The sequence below is a fragment of the Pseudomonas sp. AC169 genome, from assembly GCF_979258515.1.
Window position 1 is genome coordinate 4,420,225 of sequence record NZ_OZ409866.1, and the last position, 23,062, is coordinate 4,443,286.

Here is a 23,062-nt window from a genome sequence, read left to right on the forward strand (position 1 = left end):
TTGAGGTTACAACTCCCCGTGAATGTTGATTTGCACTGCCATAGCACGGCCTCCGATGGCGCCCTGGCGCCTGCGGTTCTGGTTGCGCGTGCGTTCGAGAACGGCGTGCGAGTCCTGGCGTTGACCGACCACGACACCCTCGAAGGTCTCGCCGAAGCGCGTACGGCCGCCAATGAATTGGGTATGCAACTGGTCAACGGCGTCGAGTTGTCCTGCACTTGGGGCGGCGCGACCATTCATGTCTTGGGCTACGGTTTCGACGTCAACGCCGCACCGTTGGTCGAGGCGATCGCCAAATTGCACGATGGGCGCTGGCTGCGGTCGGAAGAAATAAGCCGCAAGCTCGCCCTCAAAGGCATGCCCGGCGCCCTCGACGGCGCGCGGAAAATCCAGCAGGAACTGGGCGACAGCGGCAACGCCCCGGCCCGTCCGCATTTTGCCGACTGGATGGTGCGTGAAGGGTTTGTAAAGGATCGCGCCGAGGCCTTTCGCAAATGGCTTGGCGCCGGCAAGCTGGGTGACGTCAAGTTGCACTGGCCGACCCTGGAAGACACCGTCGGCACACTGCGCGCCGCCAATGCCTGGGTCAGCCTCGCGCATCCGTGGCACTACGATTTCACCCGCAGCAAGCGCCGAAAGCTGATTGCCGACTATATTCAAGCAGGCGGGCATGCAATCGAGGTGGTCAATGGCCATCAGCCTGCGGAACAGGTCGGCAGCCTGGCAATCCTTGCCCGTGAGTTCGGTCTGCTGGTCAGCGCCGGCAGTGACTTCCATGGCCCTGGCGGCTGGTCCGAGATCGGCCAGTACCGGCCGGTTCCCGAGGACCTTCCACCCCTGTGGTGTCGGTTCAAACATGACACAGATATTGCCGCCGTCTGAACAGGTAGAAAATGTGAGTCAATTTTTCCAGATTCATCCGGAAAACCCGCAAGCGCGTCTGATCAAACAGGCGGTCGAGATCATTCGCAAGGGCGGGGTGGTGGTTTATCCCACGGACTCTTCCTACGCGATCGGTTGCCAGATTGGCGACAAGACCGCGATCGAGCGCGTGCGTCGCCTGCGTCAGCTCGATGAAAAGCACAACTTCGCGCTGATCTGCAGCGACCTGTCGCAACTCGGCAATTACGCCAAGATCGACACCGGCACCTTCCGCATTCTCAAGGCGCATCTGCCGGGGCCGTACACCTTTATTCTCAACGCCACCCGCGAAGTGCCGCGTCTTTTGCTGCATCCGAAGAAGCGCACCATCGGCCTCCGAGTGCCGAGCCATCCGATCGCGCTGGCGCTGCTGGCCGAGCTCGGCGAGCCGCTGATGAGCGTGACCCTGATCATGCCCGGTGATGACGACCCGCTCAGCGATCCCTACGAAATGCGCCAGTTGCTCGAACACCAGGTGGACTTGATCATCGACGGCGGTTTCGGCGGCATCAAAGCCTCCACCGTGATCGACTTGACCGGCGACGACCCGGAAGTGGTCCGCGTCGGTTGCGGCGATCCGACGCCGTTCATGGTCGAGGCCTGAATGTCCGCAGTGGAAACCGTTGTCGATCCCCAGGCCGGCGCCCAGCAGGAGCTGCCGTTTGCCATGGTCTATGGCCAGGCGGTCATGGAGATGCCGCTGGACCTGTACATCCCGCCGGATGCGCTGGAAGTCTTTCTCGAAGCCTTTGAAGGCCCGCTCGACCTGCTGCTATACCTGATCCGCAAACAGAACATCAACATCCTCGACATTCCGGTGGCGGAAATCACCCGCCAGTACATGGGCTATGTCGAGTTGATGCAGTCGGTGCGCCTGGAACTCGCCGCCGAGTATCTGGTGATGGCCGCGATGCTCGCCGAGATCAAGTCGCGCATGCTACTGCCGCGTGCGGAAACCGTCGAAGACGAAGAAGATGATCCGCGCGCCGAACTGATCCGCCGCTTGCAGGAATACGAGCGTTTCAAGGCTGCCGCCGAAGGCATCGACGGCTTGAGCCGCGTTGGCCGCGATGTGATCGTGCCCAAGCTCGATGCCCCGGAAGCAAGGGCGCGCAAGCTGTTGCCGGATGTCGCGCTGGAAGAGATTTTGATGTGCATGGCCGAAGTGCTGCGCCGTGGCGACATGTTTGAAAGCCACCAGGTCAGCCGCGAGGCATTGTCCACCCGCGAGCGCATGAGCGATGTGCTGGAACGGCTCAAGGGCGGTGGCTTTGTGCCGTTCGTCGAGCTGTTCACGGCCGAAGAGGGCAGGCTGGGTGTGGTGGTGACCTTTATGGCGATCCTTGAACTGGTCAAGGAATCCTTGGTCGAGCTGGTGCAGAATGAGCCGTTCGCAGCGATCCACGTGCGAGCCCGAGCCGAATAACGAGTCGAAACATGAACCTGACTGAACCCCGCGAGCTGGCGCCCCTGCTTGAAGCCTTTCTGTTGGCCTCGGGAAAGCCGCAATCCCTTGATCGTCTCTTTGAACTGTTCGAAGAGGGCGAACGCCCTGAGCCGGCGGTCTTCAAGAAAGCCCTGACCCTGCTCGGCAAGTCCTGTGAGGGGCGAGCGTTCGAACTCAAGGAAGTCTCGTCCGGGTATCGCTTGCAGATTCGCGAAAAGTTTTCGCCGTGGGTTGGCCGCTTGTGGGAAGAACGCCCGCAGCGCTACTCGCGCGCGTTGCTGGAAACCATTGCGCTGATCGCCTATCGCCAACCGATTACCCGTGGCGAGATTGAAGATGTGCGTGGGGTCGCGGTGAACAGCAACATCGTCAAAACCTTGCTGGAACGTGAGTGGATTCGCGTCGTTGGTTACCGCGACGTGCCAGGCAAACCGGCGATGTTTGCCACCACCAAGATGTTTCTTGATCACTTCAACCTGAAGAACCTCGAAGACCTGCCGCCGCTGGCCGAACTGCGCGAGATGGAAACCGATCCGGTGCTCGATTTCGACGATGCGCCGGTTCCGCAAGGCTTGCAGGAACTGGCCGATGCCAGCGCCGAGCCGGAGGAAGAGAAGGAGGAAACCAGCTTCCATACTTTGCTGTTGGAACTGGACAGCATGGAGGAGGGGATCAAGACCGACTTTGATGATTTGCTGCGGGATGCGGCGGATGCAGAAGCACCGACGACCCAGCCGGAAGTCGAAGTTGAGATCGCCGAGCCTTCCATTGAAGTTGAACTTGAGGCAGAGCCTGAAGCCGAAACCGAAACCGAAGAGGACATTCTTGGCGTCGCTGAGGCCCGCGAAAAACTTCTGGCCGCCGTCGCCGCCCTCGAACAACCGGCGCCAGCCCCCGAACCGGAGCTGAGCGAAGAAGAAGCCGAAGCCCGCGCCCTGGCCGAAGCCATCGAAGCCGAACGCCGCGAATTCGAGGACTGATTACGAACAACTGTGGGAGCGAGCCTGCTCGCGAATGCGGTGTGTCAGACAACGATGACGTTGACTGACAGGGCCCTTTCGCGAGCAGGCTCGCTCCCACAGGAAACGGTGAATATTCGGAGTGAGTGATGAGTTCCACCAAAGACCCCTGCATCAGCCTCTGCAAATTCACCGACGACATCTGCCTCGGCTGCGGCCGCAGCAAGCGCGAAATCAAAGCTTGGAAGAAACTCGACAAGGACGACAAGCGCAGCGTACTGGCCGAAGCCGCGCTGCGCCTGAGCAAACTCGGTGGCGCCGGTCGGCGGAAAAAGAAATAACTGTCGATCGATCAGCTAGTCTCTGATGCGCGACGGCGCACATCCGCGTATGATTCGCGACCCTTCGCCGATCCCTTCGGCTTGGAACCCAGATTTCAATGCTTCAGGCGCCGCCTGAACAGACCACACCGGGAGGTGCCCAGATGAGCGACATCATTCAGAAAGACGACCAGGAAATCGGCCCAGCAGGCGAAAAGCTGCAGAAAGTCCTCGCCCGTATCGGCGTCGGCTCGCGCCGTGACGTGGAATCCTGGATCAGCCAGGGCCGGATCAAGGTCAATGGCAAAGACGCCACCCTCGGTCTGCGCGTCGACATGCACGACGCCATCACCATTGATGGCAAGGTGATCAAGCGCGAAGAGGCGGCCGAATCGGTGCGCCGCGTGATCATGTACAACAAACCCGATGGCGAGATCTGCACCCGTGACGACCCGGAAGGCCGTCCGACCGTGTTCGACAAGCTGCCGCGTCCGAAAGAAGGTCGCTGGATCAACATCGGTCGTCTCGACATTAACACCACCGGTTTGCTGATGTTCACCACTGACGGTGAGCTGGCCAATCGCCTGATGCACCCGTCCTACGAAATGGACCGTGAGTACGCCGTGCGTGTACGCGGTGAAGTCGACGACGAAATGATCGAGCGCCTGAAGGCCGGCGTGGTGCTGGAAGACGGCCCGGCCAAGTTCACCGACATCAAGCAGGCGCCGGGTGGCGAAGGCTTCAACCACTGGTATCACTGCGTGGTGATGGAAGGCCGTAACCGTGAGGTTCGTCGTCTGTGGGAGTCGCAAGGTCTGGTGGTCAGCCGTCTGAAGCGCGTGCGTTTCGGTCCGGTGTTCCTCAATTCCGACCTGCCGATGGGCCGCTGGCGCGAAATGAGCCAGTACGAAGTCGACATCCTCAGTGCTGAAGTCGGCCTGACCCCGGTTGCGATGCCGCAACTGAACGCCAAGAGCAAAGACAAGCTCGAGCGCATGCAGCGCAAATCGTCGCGTCCAATGGCCAAGACCGAGCGCGTACGCACGCTGCGTCCAGCCGCTGGCGCGCCGACTGGCCCACGCCCAAGCCGTGAGCCGCAGATCGAAGGCGAGCGTCCAGGTCGCAAGCCAGTTGCCGCCCGTGACGGCGAGCGCGCTCCGCGTCCGGCCAACGGTCGCACTGAGCGTGGCGAGCGTGGTGCTCCGAGCGGTCGTGGTACGCCAGTGGCAGATCGTCCAGCAGACACCACCAACAAGCGCCCGGCCAAGCCTGCGCCGAAGCGTCCGGGGATCAAACTGGTTGACGGTGACAAGCCGTCGGGCAAGCGTCGTGGCGCACCGGCCGGTTCCGGTCAGCGTCCGGGGTTTGGTCGCAAGAAGCCGGAATAAGGCAGCTGTGAGCTTCTAGCGGCAAGCTTCAAGCCAAAGCAAAAACGCCAACCTCAGGGTTGGCGTTTTTTTGTCTGCGCGCACCGATCGTTCCAACGCTCTGCGTGGGAATGCCTCAACGGACGCTCCGCGTTCGGCTCTAGAGGGACGCGGAGCGTCCCGGGCTGCATTCCCACGCGGAGCGTGGGAACGATCAGGTGCCGGCCCTAAAACACAAAGCGCCCGTCAAACACCGGCTTGTCATCCAGCGCCAACACCCCGCCCGAAAAGATCAGATCCAGGTGATGACTACCCTTGGCGCCACCGCCCAACCCAAGATGCAACCCACAATGCCGCTCTTCAAACCCGGCATTGCGCGCATACAGATCCTTCACGCCTTCATTGGTGCCAATCCCCAACTCCTCGATGCGCCGGTTCGACGGATTGGCGTCCAGATATTTGTTGAAATCATGCTCCAGCCCCGGCACGTCGGTGGCGATGCGGCTGATGGTCGAGTTCTCGATCCACAACTCCAGCGGCGATTCCAGCACGCCGTACTTGCGCGCAAACGGAATGGTGCTGAGGAACGTGCCCTTGAATTTCACATGGCCGTTAATGGCCTCGCTGTGCGTGGCGATTTCGCCGGGGGCCAGGTCGAAGTTGCCGACGCCGTTGATGTCGGTCCATTTCTTGATGCTGCTCAGCGGCGTTTCAAACCATGAGCCGTCGTCGTCCTTGAAACTCAGCGTGGTCGCCTGGGACATGCGCTGAATCAGGTGACTGTTCAGGCCAGCTATGCGCTGCGGGGTGACGCTGAAGGTGTCGTAGAAATAATCGCCGTAATCCTTGAACAGCAGCGACTTCTTCCAGTTTTCCGCCATCACCGCTTGCAGCGCGCGGACGAAATCCGGGCCGTCTGGGCGCGGATTGGGCAGGGTAGAAGAGTCGTAGAAGAAAATGTACAGATCGCTGTCGGTGATTGCCGAAGTCAGCGCTGCAGTGCTTTCCAGGTCCAGACGTCGGGCGCTGAACTGGAAACGAGGATGATCGCCGGCCTGTTCGGCGATGGCGCCGGTCAGCGCTTCGTAATCCGCCGTGTGGCCGAGCAGTACCTTCGCCGAGTCGAGACCGGCAAGGGCAGGGTGGTGTTCGAGGTAGTAAAGGAAATGCGAGATCGCGCGGGGCTTATCCATGAGTCCTCCCTGACTGACCGTGAAGAAAGTGGCAGGCACGACCGGCCGGATCGTGCCTGCCCGGAGATGTCTTACAGAGGCCACATCGCCGTGCCGAACGGAACTACCGCATCGGCTTGCATCATTTCTACAGCCGCCTCGTGGGTCGGTGCTTCAAACCATTCGTCCAGTTGCAGTTCGGTATCCAAGTCTTTTTCCAGTGCTTGCATGGTCGATCTCCTAGATGACTTTCACGGTTGTGACTGGCCGGTCGAGGTGGCCGGCGAGACGTGAAGAACCTAGTTCAGGGTTTTTTGTAATGCAAAAAATTATTCATTTAATTTTTAAATAGACTTTTTATTCTGTTTTTCGGCGGCAGTTTTCTTATTTGAAAACAAAAAACTAAGCCGCGAGTTTCATTAGCAAGCTTGCTACCGTCAATTTGCAGACGTCTGACAGAAATTTCTGAAATGGAAACTCTGCGTTACGCGGCGTAAAGAAATGTTTACGAAAAAGCCGGAAAAGCCGAGTGAATGCAACCCTCCATGGAGGCTGTAAGGAAAAGCTGCCGAAGCCTGCTCAGCCGGGCGCTGCGCAAGGCTCTGGCGCGCTTGTTTCAGCGGCGTTTGCAGGGTGAGATGCGCCCCATGCCTGTCGTGCAGGTGCATAACAAGAAGGAGGCGCAATGAACGCCGTGACTGATCTCCACCTCTCTCCGTGGGACGGTTTTTTCCTCGTCCACGCCGATGGCCTGCAAAGGCCTGACTCAATTTTTGCAGCCGCTCGAGTGTTTCGTGGCGGACACACGCAATCCCGGCAACCGACACGCTGATCCAGCGGGGTCTGGCAGCGGGGGGTTAGCGGTGTACAATGCGCCGCGTTTTAACTGTGACCCTCTGCGTAATCGCGCAAATCTCAAGGCTATCCGCCTTGTTCACTCCGTGGCGCCACAAGCGTTTCGGGTTCGATTTCGTCACAGATAAAAACAAACAGGTGACGCATGACCGTTGTAAATAAGCTGAACTCCTGGTGCCTGCGCTGGGGTTTGATCGGGGCTGCCTGAAATCGCAACCTTGCAGCAACGTCTACTGAACACCATCAAACCTTGCGTGAGACCTTTTTCATGAGTGGACAACCCTCGCAATCAGGCGAGCTGAAACGCGGCCTGAAAAATCGCCACATTCAACTGATCGCCCTCGGTGGCGCGATCGGTACCGGATTGTTCCTCGGCTCGGCCGGGGTACTGAAATCCGCCGGCCCGTCGATGATCCTCGGCTACGCCATCTGCGGCTTCATCGCCTTCATGATCATGCGCCAGCTCGGCGAGATGATCGTCGAAGAGCCGGTGGCCGGTTCCTTCAGCCATTTCGCGCACAAATACTGGGGCGGCTTTGCCGGTTTCCTGTCGGGCTGGAACTGCTGGATTCTGTACATTCTGGTGGGCATGTCGGAGCTGACCGCGGTCGGCAAATACATCCACTACTGGGCGCCGGACATTCCGACCTGGGTTTCTGCGGCAGCCTTCTTCGTGCTGATCAACGCGATTAACCTGGCCAACGTCAAAGTCTTCGGTGAAGCCGAGTTCTGGTTCGCGATCATCAAGGTTGTGGCGATCGTTGGCATGATTGCGCTGGGCAGCTACCTGCTGGTCAGCGGCAATGGTGGCCCGCAGGCTTCGGTGACAAACCTGTGGTCGCACGGTGGTTTCTTCCCCAATGGCGTGAGCGGTCTGGTGATGGCCATGGCGATCATCATGTTCTCCTTCGGCGGTCTGGAAATGCTCGGTTTCACCGCTGCTGAAGCCGACAAACCGAAGACCGTGATCCCGAAAGCGATCAACCAGGTGATCTACCGGATTCTGATTTTCTACATCGGTGCATTGGTGATCCTGCTGTCGCTGACCCCATGGGACAGCCTGCTGGCAACCCTCAACGCGTCCGGCGATTCGTACAGCGGCAGCCCGTTCGTGCAAGTGTTCTCGATGCTCGGCAGCAACACCGCCGCGCACATCCTCAACTTTGTGGTGCTGACCGCCGCGTTGTCGGTGTACAACAGCGGCACCTACTGCAACAGCCGCATGCTGCTGGGCATGGCCGAGCAGGGTGATGCGCCGAAAGGTCTGGCGAAGATCGACAAGCGCGGTGTACCGGTGCGTTCGATTCTGGCTTCGGCGGCGGTGACGCTGGTCGCTGTGCTGCTCAACTATCTGATCCCGCAACATGCGCTGGAACTGCTGATGTCGCTGGTGGTTGCAACGCTGGTGATCAACTGGGCGATGATCAGCTTCTCGCACTTCAAGTTCCGTCAGCACATGAACAAGACCCAGCAGACGCCGCTGTTCAAGGCGCTGTGGTATCCGTACGGTAACTACATCTGCCTGGCGTTCGTCGCGTTCATCCTTGGCGTGATGCTGCTGATCCCGGGCATTCAGATCTCGGTGTATGCGATTCCGGTGTGGGTCGTGTTCATGTGGGTCTGCTACGTGATCAAGAACAAGCGCGGTGCGCAGCAGGCCGTGCACGCGGCAGGTGCTGTCAAGTAAGCGCTGACGCAGAAACACAAAACCCGGCCTGAGTGCCGGGTTTTTTTATGGCCGCAAATGTTGGGGCGCTATTGATAGTCGGTGAAAGGATAGTCCCTGCACAGGGTTTCGACCTCTGAGCGAAACTGCGCGAGGAGCAGGGGTTCCAGGGTGTAATCCTGTTCGCCGAGCGGCGCCACCGTGTTCAGAATCCGCACGATCAAATCGACGATCTGGCGGCTGCCGTGGACATCGACCCGGCGTTGCGCCAGAGCAGCGGTGCCGATACGCAGCCCGCTGGTAACCAGTGCCGAGCGGGGATCGTCGGGTACGCGATGTTTGCTGACAATGATCCCGCAGTGCCCCAGCGCCGCCTCCGCGATAGCGCCCGTGATGCCACCGCGCAAGCGAACCAGAACCGTATGGTTTTCACTGCAGCCGCCGACCACTTCATAATCCTTGGCCTGAAACGCATTGGCCATTTCATCCGCCGTACGGCGGATCTGCGCCATGCAGGTATCGAATTCTGCGGACATTGCGTAACCCAGCGCGGCAGCCTTCGCCGCGATCATGTTGGCGGCCGGCGCGCCCTGCATTCGCGGGTAAACGGCTTGATCCAGCAGGCGACTGAATGTGGTCCGCAAACCGGGAATCTTGGTGTTCGCATCAGCACCGCTGAGAATCACGCCACCGCGAGGACCGGCCAGTTGCTTGTGCGTGCAAGTGACGGTGACGTGGGCGGCATCGATCGGGCTTGGATGGCGACCGGTGGCGACAAGCCCGGCGATGTGCGAAATGTCGGCGAGCAGGATGGCCCCGGCTTCATCGGCAATTGCGCGAAAGCGCTTGAAGTCCACCACCCGCGAATAGGCGGTGGCGCCGCAGAGGATGACGCGTGGGCGATGGGCGAGTGCGAGCAGGCAAACCTTGTCGTAATCGATGAGGCCGTCTGCTGTCGTGCCGTACTGGATCGCCTTGTAGTAGGCACCCGAAAACGCGGCCAGGCTACCATGCGTCAGATGACCGCCGTGCTCCACCGCCATGCCGAGCAAGGTATCGCCCGGCTCTAGCAAGGAGGTGAGCACCTGGTAAACGGCGTTCGACGCTGAGTGTGGCTGCACGTTGGCGTATTGCGCACCGAACAGTTCCCGCGCCCTGCGGATGGCCATTGATTCGACCCGCTCGACGTTCTCGCATCCTGCGCTGTGACGCTTACCGGACATGCCTTCAGCAGTCACGTTGACCAGCACTGACGCGGATGCCACCAACGTTCGTGGCTGCACTGCGCAGGAGGAGGAGACTAACGAAAGCGTGTGCTGTTGACGCGTGACTTCAGCGTCGAGAATCGCCGCCAGTTCGGCGTCTTCTGCGCGAAGATCCGCCAGGCCGCGTCGCAGCAAGTCAGCCTGGTGATTGAGCGGTTCAGTAATGACTGCCATTGCTTGATTCCTTCCCTGGTTTTGCGTGATTTGCGCATGTCCTTGCTTGCCAGATCTGTACAGGCGAATCCGTGTTTTGACCGCTGTGCGTGCAAAACTAAACCCTGTACAGGCCGCCCGTTTTTTCGACCTTTCACTCTCGAGAATGGGACGCGGGATTGACGCATCATAAATTTTTCACTGAGGAACGCCACAGAATTAATCAGAAAAATGAACATTCTTCAAAGAAAATGATTCTTTTTGTAGTCGCTGCGGGTGTAAAACAGGCGTTGCCCGGTGCCGATTTTCAGGCCTCGGGTGGAGGTCGACAGGAACTGACGAGTCAGTACGGAGGCTGAAATGACCCCGCACGTTGGCGGAAGCAGCCTGTGAAAGCTGACTTTTTATACCGAATCCAAGGAGGGAGAATGCTATGATCCTGCGCGGCACTGACAGGGATATAACTGCAATTTCCTACCTCACTTGTGTATGTCCGGAATGATCATTCGGGGCGTGGCATTGATTGCAGTTAACAACGGATGGTAAGCATGTGATGCACAGAAGAGAAAGATCGGAGAATCTGAAGAACAACATCAAATACCTGATCAAGAGTCGCGGGGAAACTCAGTTGTCCCTGTGCCACTCCAGTGGTTTGACCCGCACGACCATCTATAACATTCTTGAAGGCAAGGTGGTCAATGTACAACAGTCCACTGTGCGCAAGATTTCTGATTTCTTCGGCGTGTCTTACGAGGAAATAGAGACGATTGATTTTGAAGAAAAGGAAATCATCGAAAGCAGTATTTCGCCACAGGGGAATATGAATCCGGCCGCTGTTCCGGTGATTAAAGAAAGTATGCTGCTGCAAAGTCTGGATAAAAGAATTGGCGAGTTAGCTACTATCTATCCATTGACTTACTACTTTGGCTCGTCCTTTAACCTGATTGGCGTGCTTTTGGAAAACGAAATCAGCGGCCTGAATGAACCCGGCGATCTATTAATCGTGCAGAAAGGAGCATCGACCAGCGACAGGGAAAAGCTGGTGTATGACAAAATCACAGCGAAGTTATCTATAAGCCATGAAGGCAACTTTGATACGGATCGTGTATGCGTGATCGGAGATGTAATCGAGGAACGATTTAATGGATTGCAGTGTTGAGTTGGAAAACAGCAAGTACAAGTTGCTGGGATTCGAAAATGGAAAAAGCCTGGCCGTTATCATGGTCATTGCGACAGGCAAAATAATTAAAATAAAGCTAAGTGAAGTGTTGAATAGTGAGATTATGGATAATCTGAATAAAATCGAAGTGAAAAACCTCTACAAGAAGTTTTACTCCCAGGGCGGCGCACTCACCGCTTACGAAATCAATGACCGGCATGAGAGTTCCTGGATGATCTACATCATCCTGAACCTGATGCTGTTCACGCTTTACATCTTCACCAGTATTGCTGCGACAAAACCGATCTACCTCGAGTATTTCGATATTGTCGTAACGCCGGGCACCTTCCTCTATCCGCTGACGTTTCTGATCGTTGACTTGCTCAACGAAACGTTTGGCCTGAGGCTCGCGCGAAAAGCGATTCTGTTCGCGTTCATCAGCAACGCCGCAATTATCATTCTGCTGGCCATCACGACCCATCTTCCGGGTCTGCCGGGTTGGAAGCTCGATGGGGCTTACAATGACGTTATCAGTCAGTTGTCGGCAGTCCTTGTAGCGTCTTCTGTATCGTTTCTGGTTTCCGAGAACATAAACTCGTATCTGTTGTGCAAGATTAAAGAGCTGACAAATTCCAGATTTCTGTTCTTGCGAGTGTTTTTAAGCACATTGTTTGCCGTGATCATCGACAGTTTTCTGTTCTGCTATATCGCGTTTTACGGAACGATGGAAAATAGCGCGATACTGGGCATGATCTACGTTCAGATCGCAATCAAGGTAGGTTTTGCCTTCTTTAATATCTTGCCGGCCTACGGCGCAAGATCATTGTTCAAGAAATACCTGACGGGTGCGCAGACGCAGTAAGCAGAGGAGGGCGCTCACTCAGCATGCTTGAGTGAGCGCTTGTTGTTGCAGTATTACTTTAAGCCAAGTTTCTCTTTCAAGCGTTGAGTCACCTGTACTTTATTGTTCAGGAACTCATTCAAGCCTTTTGCGCGAAGATTACAGGCATCGCAATCGGAACATCCAGTGCCTTTGATGCCGTTATAGCAAGTCAGGGTCTCCTCGCGAACCAGATCCAGTTGATGGTGGTAATCAGCCAAGGCCCAGGTCTCGGCCTTGTTCATCCACATCAATGGCGTATCCAGTTGCAGCTTGTAATCCATGCCTAACTCAAGGGCTTTATTCAACGCCTTGACGAATTCATCCCGGCAATCGGGATAGCCCGAGAAGTCGGTTTCACAGACACCGGTAATGACGGTTTTGGCCTGGACTTGATAGGCATAGATAGAAGCCAAGGTCAGAAACAGAATGTTCCGCCCCGGAACAAAGGTGCTTGGCAGGCTCTCGCCGGAACTGTTCACGGTCGGGACCGGAATGTTATCGCGGGTCAGGCTGCTGATGGCCAGCTCATTGAGCAAGGACACATCCAGCGTTTTATGCACGGTCACACCGAGCTTTTTCGACAGCTGCTGTGCCACTTCAATTTCAGCGTGATGACGCTGACCATAGTCGAACGTGATGCAGTGGACTTCATCGTAATGGGTCAGGGCGTGGATCAAACACGTGGTGGAGTCCTGCCCGCCGCTGAATACGATAACTGCTTTGTTGGTCATGGTTATGCTTCCTGCATTGAGGTCTTGGGGGCAAAGGTGGAGATGATACTCGAAATAGGGATGGAGTTCGGTGCAGAGTCCAGAGGCGCGCGTGAGTCCGTGAGCGGCTATCTTAAAGTGGAGTGAGGCTAGTCCTCGAGGATTTCCTCTCCTTGCAGGTGCTCAAAGGTGCAAACGCTAGATCGCGGTTAGCGCGTCCCGTGGCGGATGCTCACGCGGGACGAAGTTCCGCAACGGTTCGATTTTTCGAAAACTAAACCGATAAAAATCAGTCTTCAATCTCGAGGATTTTTATCTGTCGGCCAATTATGTAAAGCTCTCCATCCTCGCGTATCTGGGCAAGTGAAGAGGGGGCGGCATCCATGTCGTAATTTCCATCAATTTCCACACACCAGACGTCGTCAAATTTCAAGATCCTAACCCCAGAGCATATTGAGTTAAACTGATTGCCTTTGATTTTTGCACTTAACTCCTCCACCGCCCCCACTATCATCTTTACTTTCTTCCATACGTTGCCTTTAACTCTATGATCTCTGGCATGGAATATTACTTGCGCGGCAAGGGGTTCATTGGGAAGGTAAAAAAATTCGAAAGAAATAATTAACCCATCTTCAAAACGATGAAAGGCCTCCGAAACCTTGCTTACTTGTTCCATAGACAGTGTCATATCTACCTACCTAAGGGTGGTGAGTATTGCATACCTGATTGGGTTACTCCTCATCTCAGATGAGCTGCACTTGATTCGAGGTGGATGGCACCCCGTGTCATGACCAGATGAAAGGTTGTCGATTCTACCAGGGACAGACTTCGTTTTATTAATCTTCAATAACTTGTCTTTTCACGAGAGATTCTTTGTGCTTGTACACAATAGTCAAAATAACCATTGGCGCGCGAAGAGGGTAATGCAATTTTTTACGATTTTATTTATATCTAAAACATACGCCTTCTCACAAAAGGAGTTTTAAGTGTAAATTCACGAGTTAACGGTGTTGGAGTAGGGTCGGAGTCGGCTTCAGCAAAATTATTCGCAAGCTCTGAAAATTCTACTATCTGTTCGGCAGGGCCAGAGATTAATATTGCTCGAGTGTCAGAGTGATCTTCACCTAGCATGATAACAATGCATTTTTTCGAAAATAGTACTGCTAACACTTTATGAAATAAATTTAATGAGGAAGCTTGAGAGAAGTCTGTACCTGAAGTTCCATAAATCTCAGCAATTACACTGAGGACCTCTTTTTTATCATTTTCATCCAACTCCATCTCTGACAAAAATATTAACGCACTCCATCCTTTGTATATGGCTTTCAAAAGTGTTTTTATCTCTTCGCTACTGGAGACGGTTGAGAGGTCGCAGAAATTATGCTTCCCCTCAATGTCTAAGTTTAATTCGAGATGTCTTCTTTTGTTCGTCGCGGCCAAACCAAGCTTTCCAAATGCTCTTTTATGTAGGCCTAGTTTTTTCGCAATACTGCTACTTGAATCGAGTTCGGTAGCAAGTACGGTATATATATTATATCGAAAGAAAATTGGAGCCAAATAATCAAAGATCGACCCGTAATCATAGCCTGTAGCCAGATACCATAATGAGTCGCATGAGTTATCAAAGTGAAACCCGCCAGATTTGGTAGCAAGAACAGACCCGATATCAACGATGGTTTTCATTGTGGCTACCCTTTTTAATCTTGGTTCTCATATAACTAATGTTCTTCATTTAAATCGTTAGAAAAGGAGGGGGTGACATTATCTTAATTTTTTCAGGGGTGGACTATATTCAAGAAATTTAATAAGCCAAGCTAGGCGACGTGGAGATTATCCATCCCAGCTATAAACAGCTAAATCAGCTTATCGGAATCAGTAGAAATCATATATGGTCAGGGCTTTTTGTAAGCTAATATAGTATTAGTTCGGGCGGATTATCAACCCTGAGGCACTTTACTTGAATTAAAATAGACGGCTCGCGGATCAAGAACAGATGTTAGGGTGCCGATCTTGTTAGGGGTAGACGGTGTATGTTGGTTTTTTGACCATATGATCCACCCCCTATATGCTCCGCAAGATCTACTTCAAGGCCGCACAATCAAGGCTTTCTTTCTTTGTAATTACACTCCGCCACTCTTGCAACGTTCTCGCTTTCATCATTGAGCAGCTTTTCAAGAATTTCGATAGGTGTTTTTCTATTTGCAGCTATTGCACCTCTCACCACGGAGCAGGGATCCAAGGAAAGTCGCTCGAACAATGTAAGTGATAATTTTCGCTTGGATGCAACGAAACGTCGGACACTGGCATCGAACGCACATAGCTCTTCAAGAATTTCCAGTGGTACTGTTTTATTGTGAGCCACCCATCTTCTATGCTCAGGAAATCTTTCAATTACTTCGCGCCACACTGAAAGAGGAGCCTCTTCCATTGCTGCTCGATCATGATCGACTTTTATTTCACTATCGCGCAGCGCGACAAATTCTTCAGCAGACGTAATCATTTAGCATCCTTGCACTTCAAAGATTTAAAGTTTATATTTTTTCCTGCCCACTCTTATGTTGCTCATATATTCGCCGTAGGTATCAGTGTCAGCAATCCATACTTTTTTTGATCGTGGACCTTTCCAGCGAATAAACGGTAATGCTGTTATTCAAGAACGCTAATAACTGTGTAAGGACGGGCTCACCAGTAGAGGCCAATATCACCCCGATCTCGGCAGAATTTCCACTTGCAGATACTATTTTCCTACCAAGTACTTCTCCATCGGAGGTACACAAATCCAAGGAGTAATAAAGTTTTCAGCATCAACCTCCTCTCCGTCGAATAATAGTCTACTTCACTAGGAAGAAACGTCAAGTAGGCACTGAATCTATCGCCCGAATACTCGTAGTAACCGTAATTTCTTTTTAATACAATATTTAGATGCCTCGAAGCCTCTTCGTAAATATCGCTTAAAAACTTATCAAGAACATCAAGTATTTCCTGTCGCTTACTCATATTTTTTTATACAGCATTCAAATATGTTCTCTTCGCAAATTTCACTATAGTCAACAGAGATTTGCATAGAAAGTTCGGCGTCAATTAACCTGATCTCGTCACTTTTGGATTTATCAAAATCAAAGCTCGCACATAGGGAAGCGCCGCTTGCGAGCATGTAGGCTCCACAATATTTCCAGTCCTCATCTATTAACAAATAGTATTTCCGATTCTCGATTGCTGACGAAGAAAAGTTAATTGCTTCAGTGGATAACGAATATTCTTTGCGCACACAGGAGATCTCGCGCTTCGTCATTAGCGCTGCGATTACGCTATCTGTTTCCGGTAAACTTAAAAGCAGCGATCCATCAAAAGGTAGCCCTACAAGTGAGGCTAACTTTTCTTGATAGTGACTAAGCAGTTTTTTCCTTGAACCTTTCTATAAAGAACTTCTCTTTTATAAGGATCTATATTCATTTGCAGCACCCATGTTTATAGAAGACTGCCTCAGAAAAGCTGTTTAATCCAAAAACAACCGCACACAGACTCCCTGTCCTATTTGTCAAAGCTCAGTCAGCATATGAAATTAATAAAAGTAATATGTTCTCTTGCTTTCGCGCTGCCGGATTTTTGCCTGCTGCTTTGATATGAGTAACAGGACAGGTAGCGGGGAATAGTGGAAGCGGAGTCTCCGGCATTTCGAACAGTGGGTGCATGGTAAGCGTTTAGGTATAGATAGCTTTTATGGCATATAGGTATGAAACGCTTAGCCAGGATTTTATATGCATCCGCTTGCACTCATGTTGATTTTACTCTCTTGCTAAAACTGGGGGGAGATCAATTTTATTTCTGCTGAGAATCAAGGACATCTTTTCTATGAACTTCACCGGCAGGTCGGTTGGTGCGCCATACAAATCGACTATCCCCACCTCGACCGCGCTATCCACAATCTGGCAAAAATCTTCCATATCTTGTGCTGGGATCGATTCACTAAGATCTGATGGCATATCATCGCCCCTCCCATTAAGTGGCAACAAGGCGCCCATTTTCTCCCATTCACTTAGGGTATGGTTTTCAGGGTAATTGTTCAGGTGTGCTATCAAGTCGTTGATGGCGCAGTGCTGAAAAGACTTGGCTGTGCAATAAGTCTGCAAAAGTGTTGATGCGTAAAGCTGTAAAACTCTCGGGGGGGAATTGGAAAGCTTGCTTGAAAACGCTGACGTCATTGTCTTTCTCCACATGCCGTGACAACATTAAAGTTAATTTTTTACTAAAGGGTTAAAAACTGCATGCTGCGTTTTTATTCAACAATTTTTAAGGGTTAGACAACGATCAGGAAATATTCAAAAAATGTCCAGCGTCGAGGGGGCGTCGAATTGCTATTAAGCCATAACCCGCGCTGAATTTTTGTCTTTATCTCCTCCACAATTGATATTGCGCAAGCGTGACGTCTTGAGATCCAAAAAATCAAGGCTTTTATTTCAAAGAATGCCCTCATATTGTTATACGGCTCTTTGCTTATAGTTTTTTTATAGATTTCAACCAGTTTTATTTGGGGTTATTCAGGATGTTTTCAATTTTTTTCATGATGCTTGGATCTCGCTTGGAGTGCTTCGCAATTATATCCAAGCCTAGAGCAATACCTTCCTTACCCTCAGATGTTGACTTGGTAAATAGAGTGTCGAAGACATACATTACATATTCGCGATCAAAATAACGTGCGAGCATGTCTCCTGCAATCCAGCAAAATTCCAAATTGGCATATTTTGAGTAGTTATCTCGGATAGTATCCAGCAGTTTTTGCTTTCGCTCCTTCGACAGCCTTTCTGTATCCGTTGAAATATTCATCAGAAATACATCCATTCCCGGTTTATTGAAAAGCTCTTCGGTCGATAGTATTTCTATAATCAGGTCAAAACATATTTGAGGGAATGTATCATGCCCCATTGCCAGTCGGTCATATTCAGTTGCGAGCTTCATTATCCGCTTGCGCGCGCCCTTTCCTTCTATCTCATATAGTGCTTTTCTTAGCTCTTCCATTACTGCCTCTTCATTTTTGTAATCAACGATAGACTTCTACTTTTTCAATCGGCAGGAGCAAGATGGCTTTTCGTTACCGCCGCACTGCTCATCGTACTCAGCTTCAAGACGCCGTATATTTTGGTCTTCCCTATTTATGAGGGTTCTATGACCTCTGCGCGTTTGGAATAACTTTTCTCCTGGGCCAATATATTCAGGCAACCCCTGATCATCGGATTGCAGTTCCTGCCATCGTTTGTCTAGGCTCTGCCGAACATTGATCATTTTTTGTTGTAGGTTTCGGCAATATGCACCGTTTGGATCATGTTTTGCCAGTCCTAACGGATCAATCCAACCACTTGGGTTTGGAGCATATTGGTAAAGATTCAAACCGCCCGAATAACCTATCGGGTCTTGACTAATAAACCGACCAACCCCCGGATCATAGTACCGATACCGATTGTAATGCAGCCCCGTCTCATGATCGTGATACTGCCCCTGGAACCGTATCGGGTTGATCACGCCATGTTGCCGCGCCCATTCCGAACGTTGCTCCGTCACCTGTCCCCACGCCTTGTATTGCGCGGTCCACGCCATGTTGCCGTGCGAGTCCGTCAATTCCTGCGGCGTGCCGAGGTGATCACACTGGTACCAGGCCAACGCATCAAACGGTAACGCCGTTGCCTTGTGATTCCACACTGGATCTTCATCAAGGCTGTATTCACCGCTGTAATCCGGCAGCCCAATCAGATCGATCGGCGCGTGCCGCACAGCCTGTGCCACAGGGACAAAAGTGCCCGGTTCAAAGACGTAGTGCACCGTGCGACCCGGTTCCCCATCGCTTTGTGCCGGGCTGCTTTCCCAGGCGAGGTTGTCGCCATCCCAACCGTACAAGGTGAAGCCGCAGCCGAGTTCGCGTTGTTTGCGCGCGTGTTCGTTTCTGTTCCAGAGAGAGCCTGCTTCAGGACGCTGTTTGTAGTGCGCGCGCGAGTTTTTGTGCAGGCGGCGTCCCAGTGCGTCGTAGGCGAAATCAACGCTGAGGCGCGGGTCTTCGAAATGCACTAGTCGATCAAACAGGTCCCAGCGCAGGTCGCTGCGTTGGCCGTTATGCCAGCGCTGGATCTGGTTGCCGCGTTCGTCGTAGTCGTAGTGGGTGCCGGCGTATTCACGCAGCAGGTTGTCCACGAGTTTGCTGCGCGGTGGGGTCAGGTCCAGCGGGCGGCGAATCTCTGTCGCGTTGTCGTCGAGCAGGTTGCCGGCCGGGTCGAAGGCGAAGGTTTCCACGCCTTGACGTGTGGTAGCGCTGAGCAGTCGGCCGACGGGATCGTAACGATAGGCGAGCGGCCCGCGGCGGCTGTCGTTGATGTCGGTCAGTTGGCCGGCCGCGTCGTAGGTGTACTCGCGTTTGAGCAGGGTGGATTTGTCGTCGCTGCGTCCCAGCAGTTGCTCTTGCAAGCGGCCGGCCGGGTCCCAGCTCTGGGTTTGCAGCAGGTGGTTGCCTTGATGGCGGGCGACTTCGCGGTGCAGGTCGTCGCGTTCGTAGCCGATCAGTTCGTGTTCATCGAGGCGCAGGCCGAGCAGGTGACCGCTGCCGTACGTCAGCCAGCTGACGCGGTGGCCGTCCGGGCGCACGCTGGCGACTCGTTGGTTGAGCACGTCGTACTCGTGCTGCCAGATCGCGACGGTAGGTTTTTCCAGACCGAGGTAATGTTGGTGTTCGCGCAGCAGATTGCCGGCCGGGTCGTGAAACCATTGCAGACGGCTGTCGGCGTTGTCGGCCAGCACCAGGTTGCCGTTGCCATCGTAGGCAAAGGTTTCGCTTTGCGACTGGTCGCCCAGAGTGGCGCGACGCTCGGTCAAGCGGCCCATCGGGTCGAAGCTCAAAGAGATGACGCGTTGGCCATTGATCGATTGCGCGAGGCGGCCGGTGAGTGGGTCGTACTGATAGCGCGTGCTGCGGCCGTCGAAACCGCGCTCTTCGAGCAGACGACCGACCGGGTCGTAGTGGAAGTGCGCTCGTTGTTCGTTTTCGTTTTCCAAAGCCGTTAACCGTCCGAGACGGTCCCAGCGATAGCGCAGGGTTTGCTCGGCGGCATCGACACGCTCGGCGATCAAACCGGCGGCGCTGTAGCTCCACGTGGTGCAACGATCAAGTCCATCAACGTGCGCCAACAACCGACCTTCGGCGTCGCGCTCAAAGCGCTCTTCGGTCTTGTCCGGGTGCTTGATCAGCACCGGTTGGCCGGCCTTGTATTGGTATTCGGTGGCGTTGCCGGCAGCGTCGGTGAAGCAGATCATCTGCCCCAGTTCGTTGTACTCCCACGCGCTGGTTTTGCCCGAGCAATCGACGTACTCCACCAGTTGCCCGGCGTCGTTGTAGTCCAACGTCTTTTCGTTGCCGTTGGCGTCCTTGATCGCGGTGGGCTGGCCGGATTTGTTGTAGGCGTATTCGGTTTTGTTACCCAGCGGATCGAGCGCTTCGACCAGATTGCCTTGGTCGTCATAGGCGCGCTGCCACTGACCGCCCTCGGCATCGCTGATCTTGATCAGCAGATCCTGATCATCGTAGGCGTAATGCATTACCGTGTGGTCGGCGCGGATGTGTTCGAGCAGGTTGCTGCGTTCATCGTAGCTGTAGCGATCGGTGCTGCCGTCGGCATTCACACGGCGCACGATGTTCTTCGCCTCGTCGCGGAAGAACCATTCCGAACGCTCGTCGGCGTAACGGATGCGGTAGGTGTAGCCAAGGATGTCGTAGTAGTGCCAGGTTTCGTTGCCGAGCGCGTCAGTGACGTAGGTCAGACGAATGTTTTCGTCCCATTCCAAACGCGTGTCGAAACTGCCGTCGTCGGCCCATTCGCGCACGGCTTTGGCCTTGGCGCTCGAACCGTCCCACTGCAGGTTCATGCCGCGCCCGGTGCGGTCGGTGTAGCGGGTGATCAGGTGATGCTCGAACTGATACGACCAGACTGCACCGTTCTCGTCCTGCGCCTGAATCAGGTCGCCATAGGCGTCGTACTGGTAGGCGCAGAGCTGGCGCAGTGGTTCGCCGTCAACGATCTGCCAAAGGCCGATAAACCGGCCGTGATCGTCGATCATCGTGCCGAGGTGCAAATGGACTTTGGTGAAGTCGTTTTCCTGATAGGTGATCAGGTCGGAGAGCACCGAGTGTTCGCCGTGTCGATGCTCGTAATGCAGCATGATCCCGGCGCCGTTGCGCAGCGAGATATTGCTCAGCACAAAACGCTGGCCACGGCGGACGTAGGTTTCCTTGCGTTCGAAACCACGGCACAGCAACAACTGGTCTTCGCTGTTGCGGACCAGGGTGATGTTTTCGATGGCGTCGTAGTGGAACAGGCCGACTTTAGGCAGTGGGTAGCTGTGGTCGCGGCCGTCGGCGCCGTAGAACGTCAGACCATCGTCCACGCAGTCAAAACGTGTGGTGAATTCACTGATCCAGCGAGCGCCGAGTTCGCTCTGATCGTAAGCGTCGAGGCGTGAGTTGTAGGTGCGCGTCCATTCGATCGGGAAGGGGCCGGGCAGGCTGAAATCGGTATGGCTGAGGCTTTCCGAACCCAAGGCAAAGTTGATGCTGAATTCAGTGGCGCATTTACAGGGACCTTTCTCCGGATTGGGCGCGCTTTTCGCTGGGGCTTGCTTGTTGTTAACACCCAATTCGCCTTCCGCTGCCGTGTGGGTGGCCTTACCGGTCTTCTCGGTATGGACCGCGGCGTTCTGGCCATGGGCATTGCGCTTGCGCCACAGGATCACGGCACTGGAGAGGATCTGCAGCAGCCAGCCGATGGAGTTCTGCACATTTTTATCGTCGAGCTTGCTCAACTGCGTGCGCAGTTCCGGGCCCATCGCGCGCAGTTTGCCGGTCTCGGTGGTGATCTGTTTCTGGAGCTCGTTCGGCAGCAGGTTCTGCGCGACGCTGTTGACCATCCCTTTGCCTGCCGCTTTCAAGGCGCTGTTGGCAGCCGCTAAAAAGTTGTCGGCCGTCGCGAGGGGGTCGTTGAGCAGTTGGCCGCGCCCGACGCTTGCTCTTGCGCTGGCTTCCTCCAGATCACCCTTGGCATCCAGCCGGCCAAGGGCCGTTGTTTCGATACCGGTGGCAATCTCGTTGATGATTTGTTCGCCGAGCTTGCCAGCGTCCGCCAGAATCCCCGGTAACTTGCCTTTGGCTTGCTCAACAAAGTCATCGAGGGTGCCGATGATCGAGGCGTTCAGGTGACCGACCAGCACCTCGATCACGGAGGTGCTGAGCAACAACTTGCCGCTGGCCCTCATCTCCTGACGTACCAGAAACAGCGTCGGCCGCAGGGTCATGCGCGCCGCTGCCATCGACGGCGGCAACGGCAATACGCCGATCAGGTTGATGCCAAGGCTGGCCCACGTGAGCAAGTCGCGTTGCTTGGCGTCCGACAGGGTGACAATGTCACTCAGCGCATCGACCAGCGCCATGATGTTACCGACCACCGGCAAAAAACCGGCGTAGTTCTTGATCCGGTCAAGCGTGACCACACCATCGGTGGCGGATTGCAGCCAGGCATCGAAAGCCGCCGCACTGCTGGCGACGTCCTGAACGTCGATGGCATTGAGTGGAACGATGGCGGCTTGGGGCTCACGTGTTGCGACGGCAGTTTCAGTGGTCATCACGGCATCTCACCCGCCAACAATGGCCGGGCTTTGAGGACAAAAAGTTGAAGACCTCAACGAGCGCGCGACAACAAGCCGCCTCTCAGAGGTACGCATCAAAGTGAAAAAACGCGATTAGCTGACGACAGCGCCTTTCGGGCCACTGGCGATCAGCGCGGCGCCGCAGGCGGTTTTCATGCCGTCCAGTGCGATGGGGGTGCCATCAACGGTGTAGGTGCTGCTGCCCTCGGCAATCGGGAAAATCCCTTTGCACAGCGGGCAACTGACCTTGTGCCCGACCCCGGCAATCGGCTTGCCGTTGAGGTCGGTGCGGGAGAAGGCTTCGAGGACTTTGCCACCGTGAGTGGTGGAGTCGCCCAAGCGAATTGCGTCTTTCATTGCGTCATTCCTTTGACCGAGGGTGGCTGGCTCGGCGAGCTACCCTGTCTTTCCTGCCTGCGTTCAGCAGGCGTTAGTGCCGATTTGATATCAAAATCCGTGCCAGCCACTATATGGCCATTACGCAGCAAGGGTTTGTGCCGAATGACTGCG

20 protein-coding genes are annotated in these 23,062 nt (G+C 54.4%); 9 read left to right on the top strand and 11 right to left on the bottom strand.

Annotation, left to right across the window (positions count from 1 at the left end; genetic code table 11):
- The first annotated feature begins 18 nt into the window (after positions 1 to 18).
- The 6 genes from ACZZ0G_RS19885 to rluB all read left to right on the top strand — a co-directional run bounded on the left by ACZZ0G_RS19885 (position 19) and on the right by rluB (position 5,035).
- Complete coding sequence (locus ACZZ0G_RS19885) at positions 19 to 882, top strand: PHP domain-containing protein (protein WP_034153247.1); 864 nt, start codon at positions 19 to 21, stop codon at positions 880 to 882.
- 13 nt (positions 883 to 895) lie between these two features.
- Entirely contained in the window at positions 896 to 1,525 is a 630-nt protein-coding gene (locus ACZZ0G_RS19890) for an L-threonylcarbamoyladenylate synthase (RefSeq protein WP_463557256.1), read from the top strand.
- A 123-nt stretch (positions 1,526 to 1,648) separates the two neighbouring features.
- Complete coding sequence (locus ACZZ0G_RS19895) at positions 1,649 to 2,347, top strand: segregation and condensation protein A (RefSeq protein ID WP_172828192.1); 699 nt, start codon at positions 1,649 to 1,651, stop codon at positions 2,345 to 2,347.
- 11 nt (positions 2,348 to 2,358) lie between these two features.
- Complete coding sequence (gene scpB / locus ACZZ0G_RS19900; protein WP_463557257.1) at positions 2,359 to 3,348, top strand: SMC-Scp complex subunit ScpB; 990 nt, start codon at positions 2,359 to 2,361, stop codon at positions 3,346 to 3,348.
- A gap of 128 nt (positions 3,349 to 3,476) precedes the next feature.
- Positions 3,477 to 3,668 (top strand): DUF1289 domain-containing protein, encoded by a 192-nt coding sequence (locus tag ACZZ0G_RS19905; protein WP_463557258.1) that lies wholly within the window; start codon positions 3,477 to 3,479, stop codon positions 3,666 to 3,668.
- Between the two features lie 143 nt (positions 3,669 to 3,811).
- On the top strand, positions 3,812 to 5,035 hold the full coding sequence (gene rluB, locus ACZZ0G_RS19910; RefSeq protein ID WP_116254430.1) for a 23S rRNA pseudouridine(2605) synthase RluB: 1,224 nt from the start codon (positions 3,812 to 3,814) through the stop codon (positions 5,033 to 5,035).
- Positions 5,036 to 5,241: 206 nt separating this feature from the next.
- Here rluB and ACZZ0G_RS19915 read toward each other — a convergent pair whose 3' ends face one another.
- Both ACZZ0G_RS19915 and ACZZ0G_RS19920 read right to left on the bottom strand, forming a co-directional pair.
- On the bottom strand, positions 5,242 to 6,207 hold the full coding sequence (locus ACZZ0G_RS19915) for a M29 family metallopeptidase (protein ID WP_463557259.1): 966 nt from the start codon (positions 6,205 to 6,207) through the stop codon (positions 5,242 to 5,244).
- 71 nt (positions 6,208 to 6,278) lie between these two features.
- Positions 6,279 to 6,416 carry a hypothetical protein gene (locus ACZZ0G_RS19920; protein ID WP_003222780.1) on the bottom strand — a complete coding sequence of 46 codons (138 nt, stop codon included), beginning with the start codon at positions 6,414 to 6,416 and terminating at the stop codon, positions 6,279 to 6,281.
- Positions 6,417 to 7,309: 893 nt separating this feature from the next.
- On the opposite strand from ACZZ0G_RS19920, the gene ACZZ0G_RS19925 reads away from it, so the two are divergent.
- Complete coding sequence (locus ACZZ0G_RS19925; protein WP_463557260.1) at positions 7,310 to 8,728, top strand: amino acid permease; 1,419 nt, start codon at positions 7,310 to 7,312, stop codon at positions 8,726 to 8,728.
- Between the two features lie 68 nt (positions 8,729 to 8,796).
- Here the strand turns inward: ACZZ0G_RS19925 and ACZZ0G_RS19930 are convergent, their stop codons facing one another.
- Positions 8,797 to 10,146: a serine hydroxymethyltransferase gene (locus tag ACZZ0G_RS19930; RefSeq protein ID WP_463557261.1), complete on the bottom strand. Its 1,350-nt coding sequence runs from the start codon at positions 10,144 to 10,146 to the stop codon at positions 8,797 to 8,799.
- Positions 10,147 to 10,678: 532 nt separating this feature from the next.
- On the opposite strand from ACZZ0G_RS19930, the gene ACZZ0G_RS19935 reads away from it, so the two are divergent.
- Together ACZZ0G_RS19935 and ACZZ0G_RS19940 are read left to right on the top strand one after the other, a co-directional pair.
- Entirely contained in the window at positions 10,679 to 11,284 is a 606-nt protein-coding gene (locus tag ACZZ0G_RS19935; protein ID WP_463398681.1) for a helix-turn-helix transcriptional regulator, read from the top strand.
- The gene (locus ACZZ0G_RS19940; RefSeq protein WP_064119579.1) at positions 11,268 to 12,146 is read left to right on the top strand and encodes a queuosine precursor transporter; all 879 of its coding nucleotides are present in this window, start codon (positions 11,268 to 11,270) and stop codon (positions 12,144 to 12,146) included. Before ACZZ0G_RS19935 ends, ACZZ0G_RS19940 begins: the two co-directional genes overlap by 17 nt.
- 53 nt (positions 12,147 to 12,199) lie before the next feature.
- Here ACZZ0G_RS19940 and queC read toward each other — a convergent pair whose 3' ends face one another.
- The 8 genes from queC to ACZZ0G_RS19980 all read right to left on the bottom strand — a co-directional run bounded on the left by queC (position 12,200) and on the right by ACZZ0G_RS19980 (position 22,909).
- The gene (gene queC / locus ACZZ0G_RS19945; protein ID WP_463557262.1) at positions 12,200 to 12,898 is read right to left on the bottom strand and encodes a 7-cyano-7-deazaguanine synthase QueC; all 699 of its coding nucleotides are present in this window, start codon (positions 12,896 to 12,898) and stop codon (positions 12,200 to 12,202) included.
- 268 nt (positions 12,899 to 13,166) lie between these two features.
- Positions 13,167 to 13,565, bottom strand: coding sequence for a hypothetical protein (locus ACZZ0G_RS19950; RefSeq protein WP_463557263.1), 399 nt, complete (start codon positions 13,563 to 13,565; stop codon positions 13,167 to 13,169).
- Positions 13,566 to 13,828: 263 nt separating this feature from the next.
- Complete coding sequence (locus tag ACZZ0G_RS19955; protein WP_463557264.1) at positions 13,829 to 14,560, bottom strand: hypothetical protein; 732 nt, start codon at positions 14,558 to 14,560, stop codon at positions 13,829 to 13,831.
- Between the two features lie 415 nt (positions 14,561 to 14,975).
- A complete protein-coding gene (locus tag ACZZ0G_RS19960; RefSeq protein ID WP_463557265.1) occupies positions 14,976 to 15,377 on the bottom strand; it encodes a hypothetical protein in 402 nt (133 codons plus the stop codon).
- A gap of 1,285 nt (positions 15,378 to 16,662) precedes the next feature.
- Entirely contained in the window at positions 16,663 to 17,079 is a 417-nt protein-coding gene (locus tag ACZZ0G_RS19965) for a hypothetical protein (RefSeq protein ID WP_463557266.1), read from the bottom strand.
- Positions 17,080 to 17,401: 322 nt separating this feature from the next.
- The gene (locus ACZZ0G_RS19970; RefSeq protein WP_463557267.1) at positions 17,402 to 17,893 is read right to left on the bottom strand and encodes a hypothetical protein; all 492 of its coding nucleotides are present in this window, start codon (positions 17,891 to 17,893) and stop codon (positions 17,402 to 17,404) included.
- 36 nt (positions 17,894 to 17,929) lie between these two features.
- Positions 17,930 to 22,528 carry an RHS repeat-associated core domain-containing protein gene (locus ACZZ0G_RS19975; RefSeq protein WP_463557268.1) on the bottom strand — a complete coding sequence of 1,533 codons (4,599 nt, stop codon included), beginning with the start codon at positions 22,526 to 22,528 and terminating at the stop codon, positions 17,930 to 17,932.
- A 117-nt stretch (positions 22,529 to 22,645) separates the two neighbouring features.
- Entirely contained in the window at positions 22,646 to 22,909 is a 264-nt protein-coding gene (locus tag ACZZ0G_RS19980; protein ID WP_011333757.1) for a PAAR domain-containing protein, read from the bottom strand.
- Positions 22,910 to 23,062: the final 153 nt, after the last annotated feature.

Excerpts from the sequence above, each read along its gene's own strand:
- ACZZ0G_RS19930 (WP_463557261.1), bottom strand. The coding sequence starts at position 10,146 with ATGGCAGTCATTACTGAACCGCTCAATCACCAGGCTGACTTGCTGCGA.
- ACZZ0G_RS19970 (WP_463557267.1), bottom strand. The coding sequence starts at position 17,893 with ATGGAAGAGCTAAGAAAAGCACTATATGAGATAGAAGGAAAGGGCGCG.
- ACZZ0G_RS19935 (WP_463398681.1), top strand. The coding sequence starts at position 10,679 with ATGCACAGAAGAGAAAGATCGGAGAATCTGAAGAACAACATCAAATAC.
- ACZZ0G_RS19955 (WP_463557264.1), bottom strand. The coding sequence starts at position 14,560 with ATGAAAACCATCGTTGATATCGGGTCTGTTCTTGCTACCAAATCTGGC.
- queC (WP_463557262.1), bottom strand. The coding sequence starts at position 12,898 with ATGACCAACAAAGCAGTTATCGTATTCAGCGGCGGGCAGGACTCCACC.
- ACZZ0G_RS19925 (WP_463557260.1), top strand. The coding sequence starts at position 7,310 with ATGAGTGGACAACCCTCGCAATCAGGCGAGCTGAAACGCGGCCTGAAA.
- ACZZ0G_RS19960 (WP_463557265.1), bottom strand. The coding sequence starts at position 15,377 with ATGATTACGTCTGCTGAAGAATTTGTCGCGCTGCGCGATAGTGAAATA.
- ACZZ0G_RS19940 (WP_064119579.1), top strand. The coding sequence starts at position 11,268 with ATGGATTGCAGTGTTGAGTTGGAAAACAGCAAGTACAAGTTGCTGGGA.
- ACZZ0G_RS19920 (WP_003222780.1), bottom strand. The coding sequence starts at position 6,416 with ATGCAAGCACTGGAAAAAGACTTGGATACCGAACTGCAACTGGACGAA.
- ACZZ0G_RS19980 (WP_011333757.1), bottom strand. The coding sequence starts at position 22,909 with ATGAAAGACGCAATTCGCTTGGGCGACTCCACCACTCACGGTGGCAAA.
- ACZZ0G_RS19905 (WP_463557258.1), top strand. The coding sequence starts at position 3,477 with ATGAGTTCCACCAAAGACCCCTGCATCAGCCTCTGCAAATTCACCGAC.
- rluB (WP_116254430.1), top strand. The coding sequence starts at position 3,812 with ATGAGCGACATCATTCAGAAAGACGACCAGGAAATCGGCCCAGCAGGC.
- ACZZ0G_RS19950 (WP_463557263.1), bottom strand. The coding sequence starts at position 13,565 with ATGACACTGTCTATGGAACAAGTAAGCAAGGTTTCGGAGGCCTTTCAT.
- ACZZ0G_RS19965 (WP_463557266.1), bottom strand. The coding sequence starts at position 17,079 with ATGACGTCAGCGTTTTCAAGCAAGCTTTCCAATTCCCCCCCGAGAGTT.
- ACZZ0G_RS19975 (WP_463557268.1), bottom strand. The coding sequence starts at position 22,528 with ATGACCACTGAAACTGCCGTCGCAACACGTGAGCCCCAAGCCGCCATC.
- ACZZ0G_RS19915 (WP_463557259.1), bottom strand. The coding sequence starts at position 6,207 with ATGGATAAGCCCCGCGCGATCTCGCATTTCCTTTACTACCTCGAACAC.
- scpB (WP_463557257.1), top strand. The coding sequence starts at position 2,359 with ATGAACCTGACTGAACCCCGCGAGCTGGCGCCCCTGCTTGAAGCCTTT.